The following is a 25,149-nucleotide window of genomic DNA, read 5'->3' as shown; positions in this document are numbered from 1 at the left end:
TCATGCTGACGGTCTTTCGTATTCCATAAGCATAAATTCTCTTCCGCGGCTCAAAAAAATAAGCCCTTGCTTAAATCCGATATTTTTATATAACGTAATCGCTCTTGTATTAAATGTTGCTACACTTAATCGAAACATGTTTGCGTTAAACTCTTTCGTGGCAAACGCTATTCCAGCTTGGAAAAATTCTTTCCCCATTCCTTTCCCAGTTAACGCCGGCTTCATACCAAGTCCGATATCAATCGCTTCTTCTCCACCATATACATTAGCATCTCTGCCACCTGGTACTTGTGCATTTTCTCCAAAACAAAAATAGCCGATGAACTCTCCTTGATCATCACAACAGCCATAATACGTTCCATCTAATAGCTCTTCTATTACTTCTTTCTCGCCTGAAAAACTATATAAACTATATGGTTCCTCGTACGTCCACGTATTTATCTCATTTGCTTCTTCCTCTGTTAACTTATGTATATCCACTTTCTCTTTCCCCCTATTATATTTCTATTAACAATATTCGATATTCATCTTATAATTCATCTTTCTCAATATGTTTTTTTTATTTATCGCTTCATTTTAATGGAAGATTTTTCTTATTATGTTACGATTAAACAGAATCATTACGAATAAGGTGGTGACAATGTGAATTACTTTTCTTACCTCTCCTTAGAAGAACGGCAAAATTTTTTCTATAAAGAACCTCTTAGTTTTTCAAAAAATATAGGGAAAGAACAACTAGCTTACGCACTAGGCGCTACACTATATACTCCTGGCACGAAAGAAACGATTGCGGAAGATATAATTAGAAAGAAACATGTGGATGCTACCTCAATTATTCTTTGTCTAGAGGACGCTATCAGCGATGAAGAAGTAAAACTTGCAGAGCAAAACATCGTCGTTCAAATACAGCAAATCGCTAACTTAGTCAGTGCCAACATACTAAATCAAGCAGACATCCCACTTCTTTTTATTAGAGTTCGACAGCCAAGTCAAATGAAGACAATTGTTACTGAATTAGGTAGTGCTGTTCATTGTTTATGTGGTTTTGTCTTTCCAAAATTCACACCGATTAATGGAAAGGCTTATATCAATCAGCTTGCATATATAAACGAGGTATACTCATTATCGCTATATGGCATGCCGATTTTAGAATCACCAGAAATTATGTATAAAGAAACACGGATAGAATCATTATTACAAATAAAGGATTTACTAGATTCCTATCGTGATCACATCTTAAATGTACGTATTGGTGCTACTGACTTTTCAAGTATATTTAGTATTCGGCGTAATAAATACACACCTATCTATCATATTACTGTTGTTCGTGATTGTATTTCGGACATTATTAACGTTTTCTCAAGGGCAACAAATGAATATATTATTTCAGGATGTGTATGGGAATATTTTTCTAATGATTATGAAGAAGGGCTCATCCAAGAGGTATCACTCGACCATGCAAATGGATTAATCGGAAAGACAGTTATTCACCCATCTCATATTAAAGTTGTACAGGCAATGCACATTGTCACAATGGAAGATTATTTAGATGCGAGATCAATTTTACAAAATGCAGATACGTATAATGGAGTGCTAAAAAGCAGTTTTTCTAACAAAATGAATGAAGTAAAACCTCATTATGGCTGGGCTCGCAAAACCATTTTAAAATCTAATATTTACGGGGTGCTACATGAAAACAAACAATTCACCGATCTCCTTATTACAAACGCAAAGCAACACGTATAACGTTTTAAATAATATACAAGTCCATGTAGAAGTACGTGATAATCCATATAATTTAGCGCTAGACAAGCTTTTTCAAATGGCTGCGAGAATAAATAAGAAACGTAGTTTTTTATTTGTGAGTACAATCCTTGGAAAGCATCTTCCTATTAAACCTGCAGTCTCCCTATCAAGTGGAGTTGCTCTCGCTGCAAGATATATGGAAATACTACATAATATTTCTCATCCATTTCAAAAAGAAATTTTAAATCTCATTTCATTAGAAATTGATGAAATCCCAGAGGAAGTATTTCGTTATCAATATCCTCTGCAAGAAGAAGTTTTGTTCATCGGATTCGCTGAAACAGCGACAGCACTTGGTCATTCTATGTTTCAATGCTTTCAAAATGCAAAGTATGTGCATACAACTAGGGAATCGATACCCCACCTAGAATCTGTCATTACATTTGAGGAAGAACATTCTCATGCAACATCGCACCGTTGTTATGTAGATGAAAGCTTTTTTCAAAACAACAATCCAATTGTTCTCGTAGATGATGAGATGACAACAGGAAAAACAGCATTAAATATTATTAGATCTATTCAAAATAAATTCCCACGAGAAGAATATATAATTGCTTCTTTATTAGACTGGCGTTCTCATACTGATAGAAAACAATTTAAACAATTAGAAGAAGAACTTCAAATTAAGATTCATGTTATTTCTTTATTAGAAGGCAGTATTCATACAACTGGCCAACCATTAAATATTGCAAAAACAGATATTCAAATTAAAGAAACAAAACCTGATTTCAAAAAACATACCCTTACCTGCCCAAAATCACCCTATACATCAAATTATATAAAATATACTGGGCGATTTAGCATTTCAGCATATGAACAAAAGCACATTCATTCTTTCGCTCAAGAAGCAGGAAAAGCTTTAAAAAGAGAAAGAGTTGGAAAACGAACACTCTGTCTCGGAACGGGTGAATTTATGTATATCCCAATGAAAATTGCTGCTGAAATGGGTGAAAATATTTTATATCAATCTACAACAAGAAGCCCTATCCATCCTGTTTCAAATGATGTGAACTATGCCATTCATAATCATTTCTCATATCCAAGTCCTGAAGATTCTACTATTACAAATTACTTTTATAATATTTCACCTCATGATTACGATGAAGTATTTGTTTTTATTGAGCGTGATTTAGGAGAAAAAGCCCTGTTTCCTCTTCTACAGCAGTTACAAACAGTTATTCCCTTTATTCATATCGTCTCATTTTCAAATAGTATAGAAAAGGAAGGTTGATAATTATGGTAAAAGTAAATTCTCATATTAGTAGTTACAATCCAAATGATGCTATTTTTCTATTAAAAGATATTAGTGATTTAATGAAAGAAAGTTCCACGGAAACTAGAGAACAAGCAATTCAAGCTGGCACACATTATTCCGAAATGTTACCAATGGAATATAAACCATCTAAAGCGTATATGGATTTATTCTTTTCTTCCCTGCAACAATACAAACACAAACTAGCCATCGCTGTTGGAGTTGTCGCCGAACAGATTATACAAACTAAAGGAACTAACCTTGTCCTCGTTTCATTAGCTCGTGCTGGTACACCTATTGGCATTCTTATCAAACGCTACATACGCTATCAATACAACCTTGATGTACCTCACTATTGTATTTCAATTGTTCGCGGACGCGGTATTGATGAAAATGCACTCCATTATATTTTAGAACATCACCCTAAAGAAACAATTCAATTCATTGATGGATGGACTGGGAAAGGTGCAATAAAAAAAGAATTAGAATATGCAGTACACACATTTAACGAACGAAATAATACACACATTTCTCATTGTATGGCTGTGCTTGCTGATCCCGGTTACTGTACTTCAATTTACGGTACACGTGAAGATTTTCTTATTCCTAGCGCTTGCTTAAATGCAACAGTCTCTGGACTAATTAGCCGCACTGTACTAAATGACACCTATATCGGTCCAAATGATTTTCATGGTGTTAAATATTATAAAGAGCTAGAACAAGAAGACTTATCAAATTTCTTCGTTGATGAGGTAACAGATTTATTCCCTTCTGTTCATTCTCATATAGATAATCAATTACGTTATATTACTTCAACTTACACTGATCCATCTTGGCAAGGATTAAAAGATATACAGTCTATCCAAAATCACTTTAAAATTGACGATATTAACTTAATTAAGCCAGGAGTCGGTGAAACAACTCGTGTATTACTCCGGAGAATACCGTGGAAAATTTTAATACGTAAGCAAAATAATCCCGATTTAAAGCATATTTTACTTCTTGCTAAAGAAAAGAATGTCCCAATTGAAACCTATGAGAATATGGCTTATTCATGTTGCGGGCTCATTAAGCTTCTTAGGAAGGAAACAATATGATTTTCGCCAGTGATCTTGATCAAACGCTTATTTATTCCCGGAAATCGTTTCGTGCCCCTATAGAAGATGAATCAATTCAACTCATTGAAACTTTAGATGGAAAAGAAATTTCTTTCATATCACATAAAACCATTTCACTACTAAAAAAATTACAACTGCACTCACATTTCATCCCAGTTACAACAAGAACTATTGAGCAGTTTCAGCGTATTGCTTTATTCCAAAACGAAATCATTCCCGAATACGCCATTACAAGTAACGGCGGCAATATCCTTCATAACGGTAAACAAGATGGTACTTGGAACAGGACAGTAAAAGAAAGACTATCGGTTGAATGTATAGAGAGAAACGACATACTAAAGGAATTTGGACAAATAGCTCATAAAGATTGGGTTATATCACAAAAAACAGCTGATGATCTATTCCATTATTGCATTATTAAACGGGAGAACATTCCTTATGATGAATTATCATCCTTCACTTCCTGGTTAGACAAACAAGGCTGGAATCATTCACTTCAAGGTAGAAAGCTATACTTTGTACCAAAACCAATTAATAAATGGGACGCCGTGCAATATATAAAAGAAATTTTGCAAATAGATACGATTATTACAGCTGGGGATTCTTTACTTGATTTATGCATGCTTGAAAAGGCGAACCATGCCTTCGCACCACTTCATGGTGAGTTAGGGGCAATGCATGATAACTTACAACCCCATATTTTAAAAACAGACGCAATCGGCATATATGCCGCAGAAGAAATCGTAAATAAATCACTTCAAATTATTCACAGTTCATTACCTACCTCATGATCATAATATGCACAATTGCATACGCACCGCGATTAAACAGATGGTACAATTTATTTGAATCGCTGTTGCTACACTTCTTGATTAAAGAAAAGGCGTTAACACGGAAATTAGCGTCTTATCAACCTCAAGCAATTGGCACATTTTGTCATCTTAAAAGACACTCGAACGAGTGTCTTTTTTTCTATATCCAACAAGGACTTACTCATTTCAAAGTATAAATACATAAAATAATGTAAATCATTACACGCATGAATCACTTTCTAAAAGTTATAAAGTAGATTCAAAATAAAAAAAGCACTCTTAACTAGAGTGCTTTTTACTTTCAAACAAGGAGGCTACATATATGGATAGTACTCTCGTATTTAACTTTGGCATTGGTATTGTTATCATTTTATTCGTCTTCTTTGTACTTTGTATGAGCGGGGTATAAAAAGGCGATTTTCGAGCGTCTTTTTATACATACATATGTATTACTTGACTTCTATAAAAGCAGTAACCATAATAGTTACAGATATACAAATAGCTATTCACATATCCACAAATAGGAGGAAGAACAATGAAACATGTAATCGTTTATGCACACCCAAATACAGAAAGCTTCAACCATGCGATTTTAGAAACGGTAAAACGTGAATTAGAAGAAAAAGGTCATGAAGTACGCGTTCGCGATCTATACGAATTAAACTTCAATCCAGTATTAGGCGCTTCCGATTTCATCTCATTTTCTCAAGGAAACACACCCGAAGATATTAAAGAAGAACAAGAGCATATCTCTTGGGCTGATAGCATTACATTCATTTATCCAGTGTGGTGGGCGGGACTTCCTGCTATTTTAAAAGGATACGTTGACCGTGTGTTTAGCCATGGATTTGCTTATGCTTACGTTGAAAACGGCATTGAAAAGTTATTAAGCGGTAAAAAAGGATTGTTATTATCTACAATGGGCAATACGAAAGAGGCATACACAGCAGGCGGCATGTTTGATGCAATGAAGAAAACAGCGGATGTTGGTATTTTTGAATTCACAGGTATTGAAACACTTGAGCATACATTCTATACAAGTGTCCCTTCTGTGGATAATGATGTGCGTAAACAATATCTTGAAGAAGTAAAAGACGTTGTGAATCGTGCATTCTAATAAAATTATATCAGCGATTTTTTTAATATATCAGCGCAACTCAGATTATATCAGCGATTTTCTAAATATATCGGCGTAACTCAGATTATATCGGCGATTTTTCAAATATATCGACTTACCGACAAAAATCGACACTAGTCACAACGAAATAAAAAAAGCTGTTCCAAAGTTTGGAACAGCTTTTTTCATTACATCTTCTCAATCCACTCCGTCAAGTTATGCACAACTTGCGTCGGTTGAACTTCGTATTCTGTTAACTTCTCCACAGTTGTGACTCCAGTGTGGACAAGAAGCGTATGCATACCAGCATTTACTCCTGCTAAAATGTCTGTATCATAGTTATCCCCAACCATTAATGCTTCATCTTTTCCTATACCAAGAACTTTTAAAGCTTGTTCCATAATGATTGATTCTGGTTTTCCGATAAAGATTGGATCCACACCTGTCGATACTGCTACAACCGATGTTAATGAACCGTTACCTGGTAATAACCCGCGCTCAGTTGGGATGGCAATGTCCCCATTTGTGGAAATAAACGTTGCACCGTTACGCACAGCAAGACACGCTTTTGCTAACTTTTCATATGTGATGTCACGATCTAAACCAACAACAACGAAATCAGGATTTTCATCCACAAGTTCAAATCCTTTTTCCACAAGTGCATCGTGTAAGCCTTCTTCACCAATCATATATACAGTTGCATCTTGTTTACGTTCATAAATGAAGTTCGCAGTCGCCATACTCGTTGTGAATACTTGCTCTGCTTTCGCTGGAATATCGAAACGAACAAGTTTTTCTGCCACTTGTTCTGGTTTACGCGTTGAGTTATTCGTAACGAATAAATAAGGAATGCCGCGCTCTCCTAAAACTTTTACGAAGTCGCTCGCTTCTTCAATTTGTTCTTCTCCGCGATACATCGTACCGTCTAAGTCAATTAAGTAACCTTTATACATCATTATGTCTCTCCTTCTATGCTAACGTTCTCACCTATCATACCACTCTTATATTACCCGCTTTTTCCAAAGAAAAAAACGCTTTACCTTAAAGCGCCCCATAACGTTCATTTTTTCTCTTTTATTTGGTAAGAACAACTACAATCGCCCTCGCACATGTTTGCTAGCGTTTTCACATCTGCGTTCGTAAATAAACGCTTATACATCTCTTTTTCATCTTCACATACTTGTGGGAATCTCTCTGCAATTTCTTTTAACGGACAGTTTTGTTTTTCAATTACGAAAGAGTTCTCTCCATCTCTCTTTATTTGAACCATATAACCATTTTTCTCTTGCATAGCTGCTATCTCTTGCACTTTATATGCTAAATTCTTTTGATTACTTACTCTCTTTTGCAACTGTTCTTCCATTCGCTTCGTTCTCTCTTTTAAAACGTAACGAAGTATTTTTTCATCGCCCATTCGAGCTAAATCTTCTAGCATATCAATCGCAAATTGCTTATACTCTTTCGGGAATGTATCTTCTCCCTTTTCACTTAATCCATACAAATAAGTTGGTCTTCCGACATGTTGCCTTACCATCTTAGAATAAATGAGTCCGTCTTTCTCAAGATTACTTAAATGTCTTCTGATTGCCATTTCTGTAATCTCTAAAACGTCAGCTAGTTCAGCTACTGTGTGCTCTCCCTTTACTTTCAACAATTGTACAATCTCGTCTTTCGTAGTACGTGCTTCCCCCATACTTCACCCTTCTCCCTTTTCTTTCTCACATACAATATAAGATCCCCAAAAGGTATTCTCTGGGGATCTTATAAGCATAATTATTCTGGTACAAATGCAGATACAGGTCCTAATTCCTTTTCTAAATAACTGCGAATATTTGCTGGGTACTTTTCCACCACTGCAATATGTTTTTGAATCGTCTTATATAATTCATCATGATTCATTTGAATATAATCTTGCGTAAGCATTTTTCGAAGAAGGATAATTTCTTTCATCCCTTGGCCATCTTCTTCACTTATCACTCGCTCGTCCATTAAAATATCAATAATATCTTCATAGCTTCCTGGATCGCGCATAATAAATCCATCGATCATCGCATTTCCTACATCTAATACAGTATCAATAATAAGATGGGCTATGCGCTCTAATGCGTAAAATTCAAACTCGGTTTCATATATCTTTTTCTCTTGAAATGTACTTGTTGCTCGTTCTAAACATACTAGCATTTGTTCTATTTTCTTTCTGTCTACAAAATACATGAATGTCACCTACCTGGAAATTAAAGCATTTACATTTTAATTGTAACGCTTTCTTCTGAAAAAATCGACAATTTTTCGAATTCACCTTTTCTCCGTTATTTGTTATAGTTATATTTGTATGATTTTTGAAATTGGAGGAATGGAATCTTGGAACGTGAACTCGCACTAGAAATTGTCCGTGTAACAGAAGCAGCAGCCTTAGCATCCGCACAGTGGATGGGCCGCGGAAAGAAAAATGAAGCAGATGATGCAGCAACTACAGCAATGCGTGATATGTTCGATTCAGTAAACATGGCAGGTACAGTTGTAATTGGTGAAGGAGAACTTGATGAAGCACCGATGTTGTATATTGGTGAAGAACTAGGAACAGGTAACGGTCCGGAAGTAGACATCGCCGTTGATCCATTAGAAGGTACAAACATCGTTGCAAAAGGTCTTGCAAATGCAATGGCAGTTATTGCAATCGCAGACAAAGGGAACCTTCTTCATGCTCCTGATATGTACATGGAAAAAATCGCGGTTGGTCCAAAAGCAGCTGGTAAAATTAGCTTAGATGATCCAATTGAAAAAACAATTGAAATTGTAGCAGAAGCTAACAATAAAAAGATTCGTGACCTAACGGTTATCGTTCAAGAACGTGAACGTCATCAAGATATTATTGACCGTGTTCGTGCAAAAGGTGCACGCGTAAAATTATTTGGTGACGGTGATGTTGGTGCGTCAATCGCAACAGCACTACCTGGAACGGGTATCGACTTATTCGTAGGTATTGGCGGAGCTCCAGAAGGTGTTATTTCTGCAGCAGCATTAAAGTGCCTTGAAGGTGAAATGCAAGCTCGCTTAGTTCCAATGAACGAAGAAGAAGAAGCTCGTTGTCGTGAAATGGGATTAGAAGACCCTCGTCAACTTCTTATGTTAGATGACTTAGTATCTGGGGATGATGCAATCTTCTCAGCAACTGGTGTATCTGCTGGTGAGTTATTAGACGGTGTTAAATTCCTTGGCGGCGATTTAGCTGAAACATACTCTATCGTAATGCGTTACAAAACAAGAACAGTACGATTCATTAAAACGCATCACCATTTAGATCATAAACCACACTTAAACTTAGATATTTAATAAAGGAGCCATGTGTATGGAAGAACGTTTCTTTCTGTACGACGACACTGTCGCTACAAAAACTCGTTTCGTTAGCTTTATGGGAGAAAATGAGCGTCATGATTTAGCGCTTTTATACTCCGATCGTCATTACGGTAAAACAATTGTACTTGATATGCAAAGTAATAAATTTGCAATTATCGGTGCTGACGATTTAAACGAACCAGGCTACTTAGAGCACGCATTTTCTATGACTGAAGAAATTGCAGAAGAATTACGCTCATTTTTATTTGAACTTATATAATTTATCGTATGCACCAGCTATTTTAGCTGGTGTTTTTTCGCCTTTATTATTTTGAATTTTCAGTATTATATGTTATAATGAAGAATAAATCTATTTGGATAGAAAGGACGTTATCTACGTATGCCAACATTTACTTTGTAATGGACCAGCAATTGGATAGCATTACTCTCAAAAAAGCACCACGCTTTTTCAAGGGAGTAGTCTGCCCATTCCCATTACAAAGGAACGTATTGCATCTGTAGTATGATGTTTACGGAGGTTCCTCTTTGGGGAACCTCCTTTTATTTTTGTCTTTTTCTCATGTCTTCATACTACAAGACATCCAAATAGCTGTATTACGTTTCTTTGCCACTACTATAAGAGGTGAAGGAAAATGCAGAAAGTACAACTTTCTTGGAGTTTATATGAAAATCAGCAACACACAATCGAAAAATATTGTAAAAATTGCGGACGTACTACCCTATTTACTGATACGAATATTCGTAGGCATAACGCCAATGGAAAAAATATATACCGCTTTGCCATTTATAAATGTCCGAAAGATCATACGTGGAATCAAAAACTGCGTATTTATAAATCATTTACTGATCACGTTGAAACGATCGATATGACTCAGCAAGATCAAACGGAAACAAGTACTACTATTTCTATTACGCAACATAAAGAAAGTGGAGTAGCTGAAATCACGATCGTATTAGACCTCATTTTCGGTTCCCACCGCATTGATAAAGCCTTATCCACATATATTTCCGACTGGAGCCGTACACGCATTGTGGATAAAATTAAAAATGGGGATATTCAATTAAATGGACAACAAATGAAACCAAATGCAATACTTTCTGAAGGCGATTCTATTTCAATTTGTTTATAAGGGGGAGTTTCATGCTAAATGTGAGAAAAGGTACGATGAATTTATTAGACGAATTAGATGCAATGTATACAGAATGTAAAAAAGCACTCTTACAAAAGAAAATTTATCAATGGGATGATTCATATCCGACTCGAGAACATATTTCCTATCACTTAGAACAAGGTGAACTCTATTGCCTATTTGAGCATGATTCGCTTGTTGGTGCTGTTGTATTGAACGAATGGCAATCTCCCGAATACGCGCTTATTGATTGGTCAGAAACAGATGGATGTTTTCTTATCGTCCACTCTTTCGTCATCCATCCTTTCGCCCAAGGAAAAGGATATAGCAAAGTACTTTTATCCTTTTTGGAAAGTGAAGCGAAACGAAAAAACTATACCGGCATACGATTAGATGCTTTCACTGGCAATCCTGTTTCATTACGTTTGTATGAAAAGAATCATTATATTTGCCGAGGTGCTGTTTACTTTTCAAGTAAACAGCCTCCTCACAATTGGTATAACTGCTATGAAAAAATCCTCTTACAATTGTAAGAGGATTTTTTTATTTCTTCACTTTTCGTAATACGAAGTGTGCACAACCGAAGTTACAGTACTCGTATAAATACTCCGTTAACGTACTAATTTTCGTATCATATGTCGCACGTTGGTTACTATCATCAAAGAATCCTCGCAGTCTAAGTTGCTCATATCCCCAGTCTCCAACGATATAATCATATTTATTTAAAATTTCTGCATAGCGCTCTTTAAATGCTTCTTCACTAAAACCGTCACGAAAGTTTTTAATTACTTCGTACTGAACATTATTAATGCTCACCGTAGCATGAATCTCTTGCTCTTGCTTTTGCTCCATCATTAACTTCCTCTCTAAGCATTCTTCTTTTTATCGTATCACAAAGCATAACAACCAACAATTTCAAATACAAAAAATTGCAAATTAGTACATGCTATGGAGAAGGAGGTGATACATCGTGAAAAAACAAATTTTACTTTCCCTTCTCACTCTTTCCTTATTTGCAGGCTGCCAATCAGCGAACAAAGCTGAAATGGAACGTGAAGAAGGAAGCCGTGTTCTTGTTTCCAATAAAAACGACATGTATCATACGGAAAATACAAATACAAGACTCACAAGAGTCGGTTATTCTTCTAAACAAAAGCATGAAGTATCTAACAAACAAGTAGGGGCCATTAATCGCGAGAAAGTCGCTGAAATGATTACAAGCATGACAGTCAAACTTCCTGACGTTACAAACGCTGCTACACTCGTTACCGATGATGAAGTGTTCGTTGTATATCGTGCAAACACAACGGATCCAAAACTCGTAGCGGATCAAGTATATAGAGCTGCTTTGTCCATCGTCCCTCGCTATTATAAAGCATATGTATCAACAGACCAAAAGTTGATTTCCCAAATTCAAGGTCTTCAATCTGGCGCATTAAATGATACAGAATATACGCAAAGCCTCGATATGCTAAAACGTGAAATGAGTAAAAATCCTCATTTGAACAATACGGGGGATCAGACTTTAAATAATATGATTAAAAAGTAAAACAGGTGGAGAGAACCTCCACCTGTTTTACTTTTTATTTTTTATTACGATCCGCATAAATCTCCATCGCATCACACATAAACTGCGCTAACCCCTCGCCAAACTTATCGATATTTTTCGTGAAGCGCTCATCAGCGACGTACATTTGACCGAGTCCCTTAAAAGCGTCTAATGAATAGTGACTAAAGTTTTGCAAGTAATCGTACCATACTTTGATAGCTGCCTGCGCCTCTTTAGAATCTGGTGCATCGTGTCTAAGCGTTGCTAAATTTCTATAAATAGCATTAAACTCCTCTTGGTTCTCTTTTGACATACCTTTTGCATATTCGTTCGCTTTATCTACAGCTGCATCTCCCCATTTTTCACGTGCTTCTTCTTCATATGGGTTATGGCTGAAATCGAATCCTTCAAATTTCTCTTTATTCGTCATTTCAATCTCTCCTTTTGTATGCTGAATTGTTTTATCAATCGTCGCAATCACCTTATCTAATCTGGCACGCTTTTCAAGAAGCATCTTCTTATGAAGCTGTAGTGCCTCTTCGCGATCAAATGATGGACTCATGATAATCTCTTTAATTTTCTTCAAAGGGAAGCCAAGCTCTTTAAAAAACAAAATTTGCTGCAATGTCTCTAAATTCTCATTGGAATACAGACGATATCCAGACTCTGTCGTCTCGTCTGGGGTTAACAACCCAATTTCATCGTAATGATGCAGTGTGCGCACACTAATTCCAACTAAATCAGCTACTTCTTTTACTCTCATTGTCATTTGTATCTCCCCCTTAGTACATACGATAAAGTATGACGCAACGTTAGAGTCAATAAGTAAATTCATTTTCTTTCTAAAAGTTTCATCTCTCCCCTATTTCATGCATAATAGATATGTACATATATTAGAAAGCGGTGAAAGTATGGTTTCAAATACTGTAATTGCCAGCATCATTTTTCAACTCATTGTCTCGATTCTGGTCCCAATTATCGTACTCGTTTATTTCCGTAAAAAATATAATATTAATTGGAAAGTAGTCGGCGTTGGTGTTCTTATCTTTATCGGATTCACCCAAATTCTTGAAACACCATTCCACCTATTTATGCGCGGTAATCCAACAATCGCTCCATTTTTAGAAAATCCGTTTGTCTTCGCAATTTATGGCGGATTGACTGCTGGTATTTTTGAAGAATTAGGACGCTTCGTTGCCTTCTTCTTCTTACTAAAAAAATATCTAGAATATAAAGATGGCTTCGCTTATGGAATTGGTCACGGCGGAATTGAATCTATTTTAATTGGCGGTTTTTCTGCATTACAAGCATTAATTTTTGCTAATTCTATTAACGATGGTAGCTTCTCTCGACTGATTGAACAAAAACCCGAGCTCAGTATTTTACAGGACATGTTAATTCAGCAACCTGCCTACTTATACTTCCTTGGTAGCTTAGAAAGAATTATGGCACTCGTGCTTCAAATCGCCTTTACAATGCTTGTTTTATACGCAGTAAAACAGAAGAAATACATCTTCCTAGTATACGCTATACTATTCCACGCATTTGTAGACTTTTTCGCGGCACTTTACCAAACAAAAACAATCAACATCTTCGTTGCCGAAGGAATTACACTTCTGTGTACAATTGGCGCTGTCGTTCTTATTCGCAAAATGAAAGAGAAATTAATGAGTGTACCGGAGTAAAAAATAAACCACCAAAATTGGTGGTTTATTTTTTATATGGATGATAACTTTTGCCCTCTTGCAGCTCCCTCTTTGTTTCTGCATCTATAACGATGTACTTATGAAACGCTTCTACTTCATTTTGAGTAAAAGAAGCGAAAAAATAAACTTGGCGATCAGGGTGAACAAAAAAATCTTGAAGCACCACTCTACTTCGACAACCGACAGCTGTTTTTTGCAGGAAAGAAAATTCCTCATCAGCCACTTCTTTAAATGAAATTTTTTTACGAACACTATATGCTGCATTTTTGTACTCTTTATAAATTTTCTTATCTAACTGTTTATAAAAAACATCCCCACTCACAAATGACTTATTTTGATTGCTTGGATAATTTAGTTTTCGGTTGGATTCTGCATATGTTGTGGACAATTGCGCAAGAAAACAAATAATGAATACGATACATATCATTTTTTTCATCATTGCACCTCAATTTTTTATTATCCACATTACTTTTCCACATATTTAAATCCATATGCTGTTTCCAATAAAAAGGAATTATTTCCACATTTGTCGAAGTATATAGCGTCAACTTGAAAGATGGGGATGAATTATGAAGAAAATTATTTTAATACGACATTGTTCAGCAACTGGGCAAGAATGTGATGCTGAATTAACGACCGATGGAAAAGACCAAGCAAATACCCTTGCTACATTCCTCTTAGAAAATACTCTACAAATCGATCATATTATTTCAAGCCCATTTGTCCGAGCTATCGATTCCATTCGGCCCTATGCACTCCAAGCTAACTTATCTATCCAAGAAGATGAACGATTAACTGAACGCATATTGAGCAACGTTCCAATGGATGATTGGATGCAAAAACTAGAATCCACTTTTACGAATATAGATATTGCCTTTTCAGGCGGAGAGTCAACAAAACAAGCAACAGACCGTGCCATATCGCTTATTCAAGACGTTTTACAATTAAACCATACGACAACACTACTTGTTACACATGGCAATTTACTTACGCTCATTTTAAAGCATTTTGATCATACGATTGGCTTTAATGAATGGAGAACTTTAACGAATCCTGATATTTACGAAATTACAATCGACGAACAATGTATCATAACACGCTTATGGGAAGCATCGTCCAAGTAATATCCCTTTCCAAAACATTCAGTTGACGCCACGAGAAGAGACTGTTCTAACAATAGAAAGGGGTATCATTTCATATGTACGAAGACGTACTTGCTTTACTACATAAAACAAATGTTTCTTATGAAAAATTCGAACACGAACCAGTACTCGATTATGAGACGGATCGGATCGTACGCGAGAGACTTGGCTTACAAGGCACTCCAAGTAAAAGCTTATTTTTAAAATCAAAGTCTGGAGATTATTACGTATTTTTTACGTTAGAGGGCACAAGGCTCAACCGGGGAGAGATGAAAGAACTAACAGGAGAACGCTTATCTCTCTGTTCTCCTGATGAACTGCGAGACAAAACTGGTTGTACGCCGGGATGTGTGGCTCCTTTCGGATATTCACACGATGTAACAATTATTGTGGATAACGCTATTTATACGTACGATAAAATTTTAATTACACCTGGTGTACCTGAATTTACAATTGAATTATCCACAGAAGAATTAAAAAAGATTTTATTAACATGTACAAATACCGTTTTAGAGTACAAACAAAAAGAGAGCTGATCGTTAGCTCTCTTTTTTCATTATTTAGCTTCTGCTGTTTTTTCTTTTGCAGAACGTACTTGCTCGTCCGCATGGTAAGAAGAACGCACAAGTGGGCCAGCTTCACAGTGGCTAAATCCTTTGCTAAGTGCAATTTCTTTAAGCTCTGCAAATTCTGCTGGTGGATAATATTTAATAACTGGTAAATGCTTCTTAGATGGTTGTAAATATTGTCCAAGAGTTAAAATATCCACATTGTTTGCACGTAAGTCATCCATTGCTTCAATTAAATCTTCTCTTGTTTCACCTAAGCCGACCATAATGCTCGATTTAGTTGGAATATCAGGCTGCATTTCTTTTGCTCGACGTAAAAACTCTAATGAACGGTCATACTTTGCTCTAGCGCGAACTCGGTTAGATAATCGACGTACTGTTTCAATGTTATGGTTTAAAATATCTGGTTTTGCATCCATTAACATTTTTAAGTTTTCTTCTACCCCAGCCATATCAGATGGTAATACTTCGATAGACGTGAATGGGTTTTTACGACGTACTGCTCGTACTGTTTCAGCAAAAACAGCTGCTCCGCCGTCCTTTAAATCATCACGTGCAACCGCTGTTATAACAACGTGCTTTAAGCCCATTTGTACTACTGAATCTGCTACGCGTTCTGGTTCTTGTAAATCAAGCTCAGTTGGTAAGCCTGTTTTAACCGCACAAAAACGACAAGCACGTGTACAAACCGCACCTAAAATCATAAATGTTGCTGTTTTTCTTACAGCCCAGCATTCATGAATATTCGGACATTTTGCCTCTTCACAAACGGTATGAAGATTCTTAGAACGCATCATTTTCTTTAAGCCTGTATAGTTTTCATTCGTGTTTAACTTAATTTTCAACCATTCGGGCTTGCGCTTATATTCTGTTTGTTTTGTCATGGTTATCAACTCCGCACAATATGAAATAGTTTACCGTGTTCGCTTCTTTCAATGTAACATATCTATTCTAACGTATGAAAGCGATTTGCTCAAATGAAGATTCTAAGATTTTTTCCAATCGTTCCCTATAATGAAATACTCCGTATATCCCACACTAAAAAGAGTGATGTTGTGAAAGGAGTCTATTTCATGCTTCGAAAAATTTCTCTTTTGCTTTCTATTTGTTTTCTTCTCCACCAAAACATCGCTTACGGTGAAGATAATCAGCAAAGCATATACGAAAAGCGCATGGCACTATATAAAGAAACCGAGCAATCTTCAGGCATTCCATGGTATTACTTAGCTGCAATGGATCAATATGAAAGAAATATACGGAGCGTAAGAAAAGATATTCCAAAAAAACCAGATGCCATCATTTCCCTTTATTTCAAACCAGAAATATGGGCTGGACCTGTTAATAGTAACGATACTCTCCCCCATACAATTTCTCTATTTGGCGGAATAGGTTTAGATGGTGACAAAGATGGATTTGCAAATGCAAATAGCGACCGTGATCTTCTGCATACTGCAGCGACTATTTTAAGGAAACAAGGAACGTCAGAAGACCGTATTAAAATTATGCTTTGGGAATATTATAGACGTGCAAAAACAGTTGATTTAATTAGCGAGTACGCCCAAATTTATAAACATTATGGACGTATTAATTTAGAAGGAAATGCTTTTCCTCTTCCGATTCGTAGTGACCATAGCTACCGTAGTACTTTCGGCGCTGGAAGAAGTTTTGGCGGAAGACGAATTCATGAAGGAACCGATATTTTCGCCGGATATGGCGTGCCAGTAAGATCGACTTGCTATGGCATTATTGAAACAAAAGGCTGGAACCGCCTTGGTGGATGGCGCATTGGTATTCGTGACCTTCATAACAATTACCATTATTACGCTCATTTAGGCGGGTTCTCAAAAGAAATACAGCTTGGACACATTGTTGAGCCAGGAAAAGTAATTGGATTTGTTGGTAGCACTGGTTATGGACCTCCTGGTACAGCCGGAAAATTCCCACCCCACTTACATTTTGGCATATATAAAGACAATGGCTATACAGAATGGGCCTTCGATCCATACATGCATTTAAGCCTTTGGGAACGCAAAGAACGAGCAAATACAAAAAGATAACCGTAGCTGCATTGCTACGGTTATTTTTTATCCAGTAACAGCCCGGCTCAGCCGAGTTTCACTTTATATGCAACTAACTATCTGTTTTCTTTTTATCAGGTACAGCAACACTTCCGCTTCCATAATACGTAGGCACTTCCCCTTGAACGATACGCGTCGCAATCGGAACATTTTGTTTCACAGTTATCTCTTTCGTATGAAATGGAATAATTACTTGCAATGTTACTTCCATTTCCATAACAATTTGAATCGCTGTAGTATTAATTCCATGCGGCTCAATTTTTTGTTTAATATCTGTATTCACATGCCCAATTGGCGTGAAATGAATCGGAATATCTGGTCCTATATTACCAAGAAGTGCATTATCAGTTACACGTCCAAAAGGAACTGCCATAGTCGCCCCATTTTTTTCAGAAATACCTAGCTCCTTCAACTTCCCTTGTTCTACTTGTTGCAAATATTTTTCTATGTACGTGGTCGTTGACGTTACGATTTCATTTACTTGCTTCGTATTTAAATTAATTGTGGATACTTTTCCGTTTTTATCATTCTGTACTTTCATTAATGAATCGACATCGAATCCTTCATTAATTCTATCCTTTACCGCCTTCGTCATAATTGCTGTCGCCATTTTATGTGTCTCTACTTCCCCATATTTAATTAAGGTCGGCTGAATACTATTATTCACAATCCACAACCCTTGCGTAAGTAATATAACAAAAAGAATAAACGACATAAGCAGTATATACCGAAAGGCAATAGGTCCCCTTCGAAACCGCGAGTTTTTCGAGCGAAATATACTCATAAAAAAACCTCCTTCTTATATCATTTCTATGCAAGAAGGAGGGACGATATATGCTTATCTCATTTTTAATAATGCTTCTTTTCCAATCGTTCCTACTGGAATGCCTAACGCTTCAGCTCCAGTCGTTACCGATTCTAGTGGCGCTTCAAGAAGTTGTTCAATCGTTCTTACACCAACCGCACGGCCAGCAATAATTCCTCGATCACCTAATTTCTCATTTAAAAGACCTACATCTAATGCACCACACATAATATATCCTTTATCGCTCATTACAGCTAGCAAATTCGTCTTTGGAAGTTTCACGCTAACCGCAATAAACGTATAATTATCAATTATAATTGGCTCCACATTAACCATAGTTCACACTCCTCTCTTTCTTATCTGTATGACAAGAGAAAAATGAGTGTTACAAGTTAACTAGCCTATAGTTTAACGGAAGTTGTATGAGTTATTAACATATCCGTTAACACATCTCTAAGTAGTTCTGGCATATAATATTGTTTGCTAGAAAGTGTGGATAGCTCTGGGTATAAGTATCCAAACGTAAACATATCGATTGTTCCTACCGTATATATACGGTCTAACTCCAGCGATTCGCCGTTAATCAATACATCTTCTAATAAAATTTTATTGCCAGGAATCGTATCTGGAATGACTTCTACACCAGCATAAATCATTTTCCCCATCACTTTCCCCCGAAATCCGAATCCTTTCACCTCAAGATTCTCCATGTTCGGTTTACTTGCTTTCAAAATAACTTCTCTTAATATCTTTCCTGGAACTTTCAAAGCACACGGATTAATTGGATGTGGACAAATTCTGTGAATATCTCCGCGCGTTACAACACCCTCTTCTAGCCCTTCAAGAAGTACACCGGCGTTCACCATGCCAATCTCTGCATCGCACCATGTTTTCAGCGCACTTGCTAACATATGAGAAAACGGCGTCTCCTGAAACCAATCAACCGGTAATGACTCTTTTAAATGAACGACAGGCTCTGCCATTATATGCTTACTTTCTTCCTGCAGTATTTCAATTGTGGATAACGGCTCGCTATAAGCACCTAACCGTTCCGTCTTAATCGCTCTACCGTCTTTTTTCAACAGCTTCTTCGTCTCTTTATCCACAGTAAGCTGAACGTGGCCAACGTAACGTCCCCACTTTTCACAACAGCAAAGTAAAGTATTGTTCAGTAGAACACCACGCTCAAATAAATGATGCGTATGTGCACCTAAAATAACATCTATATCATAATGCTCTGCCATATACTCATCCATACTTTTTCCAAGGTGAGATAGGACAACGGTAATATGCGCCTCATCTTTCACTTCTTCTAAAATAGACTCTAAATGGATAAGCGGATCTTCAATATGCCAATCGAGCATATGATAAAACTCTGGATAAGCTACCGTTAATCCGATAAAAGCAATGATAATCCCATCTGTCGTCGTATGTAATTTATAAGGCTTCGCCCACGCTGGACGTACCCCTTCTTTTTCAAATAAATTTGCGACAAGCACTTCAAATCCAGCATCATCATATAGACGATTCAAATGCTCCTTCGCTAACGTAATGCCTTCATTATTTCCGATCGTTACATAATCATATAACGCCTCATTTAAAAGCTTCGTATTCCCAAGGCCATTTGTCGCTTCCGAAATACTATGAAAACGATCTACATGATCACCGATATCAACCGTCAAAACAGTCTCTCCCGCTTCCTGTCTTCGCTTTTTCTCCCCTAGAACAAACCGAGAAATTTGCGGCCAATTTTCAAAATGACTATGTATATCGTTTGTATGATAAAGGTGGATGATTGTTTCTTTATTTGTATTCAGAGAAAAAACCTCCTCTCAGTTCCTTACTGCCATTTACGCTATGCGCACACAATAATCCTGTAAATACTTTTCGTCTTTTCTTGCTATTTTACATTGTACTCGCATTGTGAGAAAAAGCAAAAGATTGTCCTTTTCATATGAGAAACTTTTGCTAATGCAGGAAAGAATTCCAGATAGTGGAGGGAGGGGGGGATTTGTCAAAAAGTTTAATAGAGAATTCAGTGAGTGGTTGTTCAAGTGGATTTGTCAGTATCTTTGTCTTAAACCTAGTCGTTCTCTGTTCTTATAAAATGTTTGGGGTATGTGAGGATTTTCTTTTGTCTTATCTTGTCGACAAATCGATATTCCTTGTCGAAACGTTGATATATTCCCATTTATGATCGATATATTTGAAAAATCGTTGATATATTTAGCTGAACACCCACCCGGGTATCCTCTCCCAAGCCAAGACAAATCCGCAAAACAAAAAAGCGCCCTGCACAGCAGGGCGCTTCTACTTTATCTATTAACCAATAGAACCTTCCATCTCAAACTTGATTAGACGGTTCATTTCAACTGCGTATTCCATTGGAAGTTCGCGAGTGAATGGCTCGATGAAGCCCATTACGATCATTTCTGTAGCTTCTTGCTCAGAAATACCGCGGCTCATTAGGTAGAATAATTGTTCTTCTGATACTTTCGATACTTTCGCTTCGTGCTCAAGTGAAACGTAATCGTTTTTGATTTCGTTGTAAGGAATTGTATCAGATGTAGATTGGTTATCCATGATTAACGTGTCACACTCGATGTTAGAGCGAGAGTTTTTCGCTTTTGGTCCGAAGTGTACGATACCACGGTAAGTTACTTTACCACCATGCTTCGCAATCGATTTAGAAACGATTGTTGAAGACGTGTTTGGTGCTAAGTGAATCATTTTCGCACCAGCATCTTGGTGTTGGCCTTTACCAGCAATCGCGATTGATAATGTTAAACCACGAGCGCCTTCGCCTTTTAAGATAACTGCTGGGTATTTCATCGTTAATTTAGAACCGATGTTACCATCAATCCATTCCATCGTTGCGTTTTCTTCACAAACCGCACGTTTTGTAACTAGGTTGTATACGTTGTTCGCCCAGTTTTGGATTGTTGTATAACGGCAATACGCATCTTTTTTAATGATGATTTCTACTACCGCACTGTGAAGTGAGTTAGTAGTGTAAACAGGTGCTGTACAACCTTCTACGTAGTGTACGTGTGCGCCTTCGTCTACGATGATAAGCGTACGCTCGAATTGTCCCATATTTTCAGAGTTAATACGGAAATACGCTTGAAGTGGTGTATCAACTTTAATACCTTTTGGAACGTAGATGAATGATCCACCAGACCAAACTGCAGAGTTTAATGCAGAGAATTTGTTGTCTGTTGGTGGAATTACTTTTCCGAAATGCTCACGGAAAATATCTTCGTTCTCTTTTAATGCGCTATCTGTATCTTTGAAGACGATTCCTAGAGCTTCTAGGTCTTCTTTCATGTTGTGGTATACAACTTCAGATTCGTACTGTGCAGATACACCAGCTAAATATTTTTGCTCAGCTTCTGGAATACCTAATTTATCAAATGTTGCTTTAATTTCATCAGGTACTTCATCCCAAGACTTCTCAGATTTCTCAGATGGTTTTACGTAGTACGTAATTTCATCGAAATCTAAGTCGTTTAAGTCGCCGCCCCATTGTGGCATTGGCATTTCATAGAACTTATCCAGTGATTTTAAACGGAAGTCTAACATCCACTGTGGTTCTTCTTTCATACGTGAAATCTCTTCAACGATCTCTTTTGTTAAACCGCGTCCAGCACGGAAAATCGAAACGTCTTTGTCTTTGAAACCATATTTGTAATCGCCGATATCTGGCAGTTGCTTCGCCATGTTGGTGTGTCCCTCCTTAGATAACCTCATTTTTAGGAACCTTTAACATTACTTATCTTCGTTTAAGCCCTTTTCTAACGCTTTCCACGCTAATGTTGCACATTTAATACGTGCAGGGAACTTGCATACGCCTTGTAATGCTTCAATATCTCCTAAATCGATGCTGTCATCGTACTCTTTTCCTAGCATCATGTCAGAGAAAATTTTCGAAAGCTGAAGTGCTTCTTCAATTTTCTTACCTTTTACTGCTTGTGTCATCATTGAAGCTGAAGACATTGAGATTGAACATCCTTCGCCTTCAAACTTCGCCTCTTGCACAATACCTTCTTCTACTTTCATCGTAAGTTGAATACGATCGCCGCAAGTTGGATTGTTCAAGTTAACGGTAACACTATCTTCTAACACGCCATGGTTACGAGGATTTTTGTAATGATCCATAATAACTTGACGATATAACGTATCTAAATTATTAAATGACATTTGTGAAATACTCCTTTGTCTTGATTAGCGATTCAACAAATGTATCAATTTCTTCTTTTGTATTATATAAATAGAAGCTCGCACGTGCTGTTGAAGAAGCTTTTAGCCACTTCATAAGCGGTTGTGCACAGTGATGTCCTGCGCGAACTGCAATGCCTTCTACATCTAATACAGTCGCTACATCGTGAGGATGTACGTCTTCAATATTAAATGTAACAAGACCAGCGCGATGCTTTGGACCATAAATTGTAACGCCATCTACTTCTGATAGTCTTTCTAAAGCGTATTGCGCTAATTCATGCTCATGCTTTTCAATATTATCAAGACCGATTTCTTCTAGGAAATCAATTGCCGCACCAAGTCCGATTGCATTACCGATAATCGGTGTACCCGCTTCAAACTTCCACGGAAGCTCTTTCCAAGTAGATTCTTGTAAATCTACGAAATCAATCATTTCACCACCAAATTCAATTGGCTCCATATTGTTTAGCAATTCTTTCTTACCATATAATACGCCGATACCTGTAGGTCCGCACATCTTATGAGCAGATAATGCGTAGAAATCACAGTTTAAATCTTGTACATCCACTTTCATGTGAGGTGTACTTTGTGCACCATCAACGACCATAATTGCTCCGTTTTCGTGTGCGATTGCTCCGATTTCTTTTACAGGGTTAATCGTTCCAAGTACGTTTGATACTTGCATAATAGAAACGATTTTTGTATTCGGTGTAACAGTTTGACGAACATCTTCTAAAGAAATTGTACCGTCTGGTTGAAGCGGAAGGTATTTCAAAGTTGCGCCAGTTTTCTTCGCAACTTGTTGCCACGGAATGATGTTACTATGGTGTTCCATGTAAGAAATAACGATTTCATCGCCTTCTTTTACATTTTCAAGGCCATAGCTAGCCGCTACTGTATTTAATGCAGTTGTCGTTCCGCGCGTGAAAATAATCTCTTCCATTGATTTCGCGTTAATAAACTTGCGAACTTTCTCACGTGCACCTTCATACGCGTCGGTAGCTTTCGTACCGAGCGTATGAACACCGCGATGCACGTTAGAATTATATTCTTTATAGTAACGTTCTAACGTTTCAATGACTTGAATTGGTTTTTGAGAAGTTGCTGCACTATCGAAATAAACAAGTTGTTTGCCGTTCACTTTTTGATCAAGAATTGGAAACTGTTTGCGTATTTCATGAATATTCATTAGCGAACTTTCCTTTCAATTACCTCAACAAGCTGTGCTTTTACTCCTTCAATTGGAAGCTCATTTACTACAGGTGCTAAGAATCCATGGATGACTAAACGTTCTGCTTCGCGTTTTGGAATACCACGGCTCATCAAGTAGTATAATTGGTACGGATCTACGCGGCCTACTGAAGCTGCGTGACCTGCCATAACATCATCTTCATCAATTAAAAGAATTGGGTTCGCATCACCGCGAGCTTTTTCGTCTAGCATAAGAACGCGAGAAGATTGTTGTGCATTTGATTTAGATGCACCGTGTTCAATCTTACCAATTCCATTAAAGATAGATGTTGCACTATCTTTTTGTACACCGTGTTTTAAAATCCAACCTTCAGAGTGTTTACCGAAGTGAACAACTTTAGTTGTAAAGTTTTGTGTTTGGTTACCACGGCCAATTGTTACTGTTTTCGTATCAGCATATGAACCGTCGCCCATTAAGTTCGTAACGTTCTCTGAAATTGTGTTTCCATCATTCATAAGGCCTAGAGCCCAATCAATGCGGCCGTCGCGTCCAACAACACCGCGGCGGTTAACGTAAGTTGTTACGTCTTTTGCTAATAGATCAACCGCACCGAATTTCACTTGTGCGCCTTGTTCCACAATTACTTCTGCTACGATATTTGCAATACCTTTAGCATTTTCATTTGCAACATAGTTTTCTACATAAGTTGCAGTACTGTTCGCATCAGCTACGAATAATACGTGGTTATATACGTTAGCTTCTTCGCCGTCTACTAAGAATACAGCTTGAAGTGGAGTTTCAAGAACAACGTTTTTCGGAACATATACGAATGCACCGCCGTTGATTAATGCAGCATGAAGTGCAGTTAGACGATGCTCGTCTACTTTCACTCCGTCTTTCATTAAATACTTTTGTAGTAATTCAGCATGCTCTGTTGCAGCTGTTACGATATCTGTGAAAATAACACCTTTGTCTTTTGCTTCGTCTGCTAAAGAAACGAACGCAGTTGTACCAGTACGTTGCACTAATACGCTGTTATTTTCATCGATTAAGTTTTTCACTGCTTCTGGAAGCTCTGTTAAAGAACTTACAGGCTCTTGCTTAGCAGCGTCGCCTTTTCCGATAAAGTCCCATTTTTCAATTTTCGTTTTATCAGGCGTTGGCATTGGAAGTTCTGTTGCTTGTGCAAGAGCTTGTAAGCGGAACTCAGTCAACCAAGCAGCTTCGTTTACTTCGCTTGCGCGTTGACGGATTGTTTCTTGATCGAAAGGTAATGTACCGATTGTCATGTTTAT

The 25,149-nt window shown here is 37.2% G+C and carries 29 protein-coding genes; 14 read left to right on the top strand and 15 right to left on the bottom strand.

The genetic code is table 11. From position 1 onward, the window contains the following. Positions 1-480 (bottom strand): GNAT family N-acetyltransferase, encoded by a 480-nt coding sequence (locus tag ACS2FK_RS11770; protein ID WP_063548937.1) that lies wholly within the window; start codon positions 478-480, stop codon positions 1-3. Between the two features lie 162 nt (positions 481-642). Between ACS2FK_RS11770 and ACS2FK_RS11765 the strand changes: the two genes are divergently transcribed. The 5 genes from ACS2FK_RS11765 (at position 643) to ACS2FK_RS11745 (ending at position 6,105) form a co-directional block, all read left to right on the top strand. Then, complete coding sequence (locus tag ACS2FK_RS11765; protein ID WP_063548939.1) at positions 643-1,746, top strand: HpcH/HpaI aldolase/citrate lyase family protein; 1,104 nt, start codon at positions 643-645, stop codon at positions 1,744-1,746. Beyond that, positions 1,691-3,037, top strand: a complete 1,347-nt coding sequence (locus ACS2FK_RS11760) for a phosphoribosyltransferase family protein (RefSeq protein ID WP_023523339.1) — start codon at positions 1,691-1,693, stop codon at positions 3,035-3,037. The genes ACS2FK_RS11765 and ACS2FK_RS11760 overlap by 56 nt, the downstream gene beginning before the upstream one ends. A gap of 5 nt (positions 3,038-3,042) precedes the next feature. Further along, positions 3,043-4,155 (top strand): cysteine protease StiP family protein, encoded by a 1,113-nt coding sequence (locus ACS2FK_RS11755; protein ID WP_063548941.1) that lies wholly within the window; start codon positions 3,043-3,045, stop codon positions 4,153-4,155. Next, positions 4,152-4,967, top strand: coding sequence for an HAD family hydrolase (locus tag ACS2FK_RS11750; protein ID WP_000575380.1), 816 nt, complete (start codon positions 4,152-4,154; stop codon positions 4,965-4,967). The genes ACS2FK_RS11755 and ACS2FK_RS11750 overlap by 4 nt, the downstream gene beginning before the upstream one ends. A gap of 556 nt (positions 4,968-5,523) precedes the next feature. Further along, positions 5,524-6,105, top strand: coding sequence for an NAD(P)H-dependent oxidoreductase (locus ACS2FK_RS11745; RefSeq protein ID WP_023523340.1), 582 nt, complete (start codon positions 5,524-5,526; stop codon positions 6,103-6,105). 188 nt (positions 6,106-6,293) lie between these two features. Here ACS2FK_RS11745 and ACS2FK_RS11740 read toward each other — a convergent pair whose 3' ends face one another. From ACS2FK_RS11740 to ACS2FK_RS11730, 3 genes are all read right to left on the bottom strand, one after another. Beyond that, positions 6,294-7,058 carry a TIGR01457 family HAD-type hydrolase gene (locus tag ACS2FK_RS11740; RefSeq protein WP_063549380.1) on the bottom strand — a complete coding sequence of 255 codons (765 nt, stop codon included), beginning with the start codon at positions 7,056-7,058 and terminating at the stop codon, positions 6,294-6,296. 107 nt (positions 7,059-7,165) lie between these two features. Continuing rightward, on the bottom strand, positions 7,166-7,798 hold the full coding sequence (locus tag ACS2FK_RS11735) for a helix-turn-helix transcriptional regulator (RefSeq protein WP_000503347.1): 633 nt from the start codon (positions 7,796-7,798) through the stop codon (positions 7,166-7,168). Positions 7,799-7,878: 80 nt separating this feature from the next. Next, the gene (locus tag ACS2FK_RS11730) at positions 7,879-8,319 is read right to left on the bottom strand and encodes a DUF86 domain-containing protein (RefSeq protein ID WP_000274010.1); all 441 of its coding nucleotides are present in this window, start codon (positions 8,317-8,319) and stop codon (positions 7,879-7,881) included. A gap of 147 nt (positions 8,320-8,466) precedes the next feature. Between ACS2FK_RS11730 and glpX the strand changes: the two genes are divergently transcribed. From glpX to ACS2FK_RS11710, 4 genes are all read left to right on the top strand, one after another. After that, positions 8,467-9,438: a class II fructose-bisphosphatase gene (gene glpX, locus ACS2FK_RS11725; RefSeq protein WP_000439090.1), complete on the top strand. Its 972-nt coding sequence runs from the start codon at positions 8,467-8,469 to the stop codon at positions 9,436-9,438. Between the two features lie 16 nt (positions 9,439-9,454). After that, positions 9,455-9,721, top strand: coding sequence for a DUF3055 domain-containing protein (locus tag ACS2FK_RS11720; RefSeq protein WP_000392611.1), 267 nt, complete (start codon positions 9,455-9,457; stop codon positions 9,719-9,721). Between the two features lie 373 nt (positions 9,722-10,094). Beyond that, positions 10,095-10,592, top strand: coding sequence for a hypothetical protein (locus tag ACS2FK_RS11715; protein WP_023523341.1), 498 nt, complete (start codon positions 10,095-10,097; stop codon positions 10,590-10,592). A gap of 11 nt (positions 10,593-10,603) precedes the next feature. Further along, positions 10,604-11,125: a GNAT family N-acetyltransferase gene (locus ACS2FK_RS11710; protein WP_063548943.1), complete on the top strand. Its 522-nt coding sequence runs from the start codon at positions 10,604-10,606 to the stop codon at positions 11,123-11,125. A gap of 10 nt (positions 11,126-11,135) precedes the next feature. Here the strand turns inward: ACS2FK_RS11710 and ACS2FK_RS11705 are convergent, their stop codons facing one another. Beyond that, the gene (locus tag ACS2FK_RS11705) at positions 11,136-11,447 is read right to left on the bottom strand and encodes a YutD family protein (protein WP_000970508.1); all 312 of its coding nucleotides are present in this window, start codon (positions 11,445-11,447) and stop codon (positions 11,136-11,138) included. A 115-nt stretch (positions 11,448-11,562) separates the two neighbouring features. Here ACS2FK_RS11705 and ACS2FK_RS11700 point away from each other — a divergent pair, with 115 nt between their 5' ends. After that, positions 11,563-12,141, top strand: a complete 579-nt coding sequence (locus ACS2FK_RS11700) for a YhcN/YlaJ family sporulation lipoprotein (RefSeq protein WP_000744133.1) — start codon at positions 11,563-11,565, stop codon at positions 12,139-12,141. 34 nt (positions 12,142-12,175) lie between these two features. On the opposite strand, the gene ACS2FK_RS11695 is transcribed toward ACS2FK_RS11700, so the two are convergent. Then, positions 12,176-12,910 (bottom strand): MerR family transcriptional regulator, encoded by a 735-nt coding sequence (locus tag ACS2FK_RS11695; RefSeq protein WP_000178777.1) that lies wholly within the window; start codon positions 12,908-12,910, stop codon positions 12,176-12,178. 100 nt (positions 12,911-13,010) lie between these two features. Here ACS2FK_RS11695 and ACS2FK_RS11690 point away from each other — a divergent pair, with 100 nt between their 5' ends. Continuing rightward, positions 13,011-13,826 (top strand): YhfC family intramembrane metalloprotease, encoded by an 816-nt coding sequence (locus ACS2FK_RS11690; protein ID WP_002094186.1) that lies wholly within the window; start codon positions 13,011-13,013, stop codon positions 13,824-13,826. Positions 13,827-13,851: 25 nt separating this feature from the next. Here the strand turns inward: ACS2FK_RS11690 and ACS2FK_RS11685 are convergent, their stop codons facing one another. Beyond that, positions 13,852-14,283 (bottom strand): hypothetical protein, encoded by a 432-nt coding sequence (locus ACS2FK_RS11685; protein WP_000738182.1) that lies wholly within the window; start codon positions 14,281-14,283, stop codon positions 13,852-13,854. Between the two features lie 133 nt (positions 14,284-14,416). Between ACS2FK_RS11685 and ACS2FK_RS11680 the strand changes: the two genes are divergently transcribed. Both ACS2FK_RS11680 and ACS2FK_RS11675 read left to right on the top strand, forming a co-directional pair. After that, entirely contained in the window at positions 14,417-14,971 is a 555-nt protein-coding gene (locus ACS2FK_RS11680) for a histidine phosphatase family protein (RefSeq protein WP_000720575.1), read from the top strand. 74 nt (positions 14,972-15,045) lie between these two features. After that, on the top strand, positions 15,046-15,525 hold the full coding sequence (locus ACS2FK_RS11675) for a YbaK/EbsC family protein (protein WP_000272748.1): 480 nt from the start codon (positions 15,046-15,048) through the stop codon (positions 15,523-15,525). Positions 15,526-15,545: 20 nt separating this feature from the next. Here ACS2FK_RS11675 and lipA read toward each other — a convergent pair whose 3' ends face one another. Then, positions 15,546-16,442, bottom strand: coding sequence for a lipoyl synthase (gene lipA / locus ACS2FK_RS11670; RefSeq protein ID WP_000166367.1), 897 nt, complete (start codon positions 16,440-16,442; stop codon positions 15,546-15,548). 189 nt (positions 16,443-16,631) lie between these two features. Here lipA and ACS2FK_RS11665 point away from each other — a divergent pair, with 189 nt between their 5' ends. Beyond that, positions 16,632-17,615 (top strand): M23 family metallopeptidase, encoded by a 984-nt coding sequence (locus tag ACS2FK_RS11665; protein WP_063548945.1) that lies wholly within the window; start codon positions 16,632-16,634, stop codon positions 17,613-17,615. Positions 17,616-17,688: 73 nt separating this feature from the next. On the opposite strand, the gene yunB is transcribed toward ACS2FK_RS11665, so the two are convergent. The 7 genes from yunB to sufD all read right to left on the bottom strand — a co-directional run bounded on the left by yunB (position 17,689) and on the right by sufD (position 25,143). After that, positions 17,689-18,420 (bottom strand): sporulation protein YunB, encoded by a 732-nt coding sequence (gene yunB / locus ACS2FK_RS11660; protein WP_000021807.1) that lies wholly within the window; start codon positions 18,418-18,420, stop codon positions 17,689-17,691. A gap of 54 nt (positions 18,421-18,474) precedes the next feature. After that, a complete protein-coding gene (locus tag ACS2FK_RS11655) occupies positions 18,475-18,777 on the bottom strand; it encodes a YunC family protein (protein WP_000248467.1) in 303 nt (100 codons plus the stop codon). A gap of 65 nt (positions 18,778-18,842) precedes the next feature. Beyond that, positions 18,843-20,234, bottom strand: a complete 1,392-nt coding sequence (locus ACS2FK_RS11650) for a bifunctional metallophosphatase/5'-nucleotidase (RefSeq protein WP_080469891.1) — start codon at positions 20,232-20,234, stop codon at positions 18,843-18,845. Positions 20,235-20,763: 529 nt separating this feature from the next. Further along, on the bottom strand, positions 20,764-22,161 hold the full coding sequence (sufB, locus tag ACS2FK_RS11645) for a Fe-S cluster assembly protein SufB (RefSeq protein WP_001118824.1): 1,398 nt from the start codon (positions 22,159-22,161) through the stop codon (positions 20,764-20,766). Between the two features lie 48 nt (positions 22,162-22,209). Continuing rightward, positions 22,210-22,641, bottom strand: coding sequence for a Fe-S cluster assembly sulfur transfer protein SufU (gene sufU, locus ACS2FK_RS11640; protein WP_000009523.1), 432 nt, complete (start codon positions 22,639-22,641; stop codon positions 22,210-22,212). Continuing rightward, positions 22,631-23,851, bottom strand: coding sequence for a cysteine desulfurase SufS (gene sufS / locus ACS2FK_RS11635; protein ID WP_001020767.1), 1,221 nt, complete (start codon positions 23,849-23,851; stop codon positions 22,631-22,633). Before sufS ends, sufU begins: the two co-directional genes overlap by 11 nt. Then, positions 23,851-25,143, bottom strand: a complete 1,293-nt coding sequence (sufD, locus tag ACS2FK_RS11630) for a Fe-S cluster assembly protein SufD (protein ID WP_000152173.1) — start codon at positions 25,141-25,143, stop codon at positions 23,851-23,853. Before sufD ends, sufS begins: the two co-directional genes overlap by 1 nt. Between the last annotated feature and the right edge of the window lie 6 nt (positions 25,144-25,149).

The sequence above is a fragment of the Bacillus cereus group sp. BceL220 genome (assembly GCF_051776965.1).
In the GTDB taxonomy this organism is placed as follows: domain Bacteria; phylum Bacillota; class Bacilli; order Bacillales; family Bacillaceae_G; genus Bacillus_A; species Bacillus_A cereus.
The sequence above is the reverse complement of the archived record's forward strand: the minus strand, read 5'-3'. Positions and strand labels throughout refer to the sequence as shown.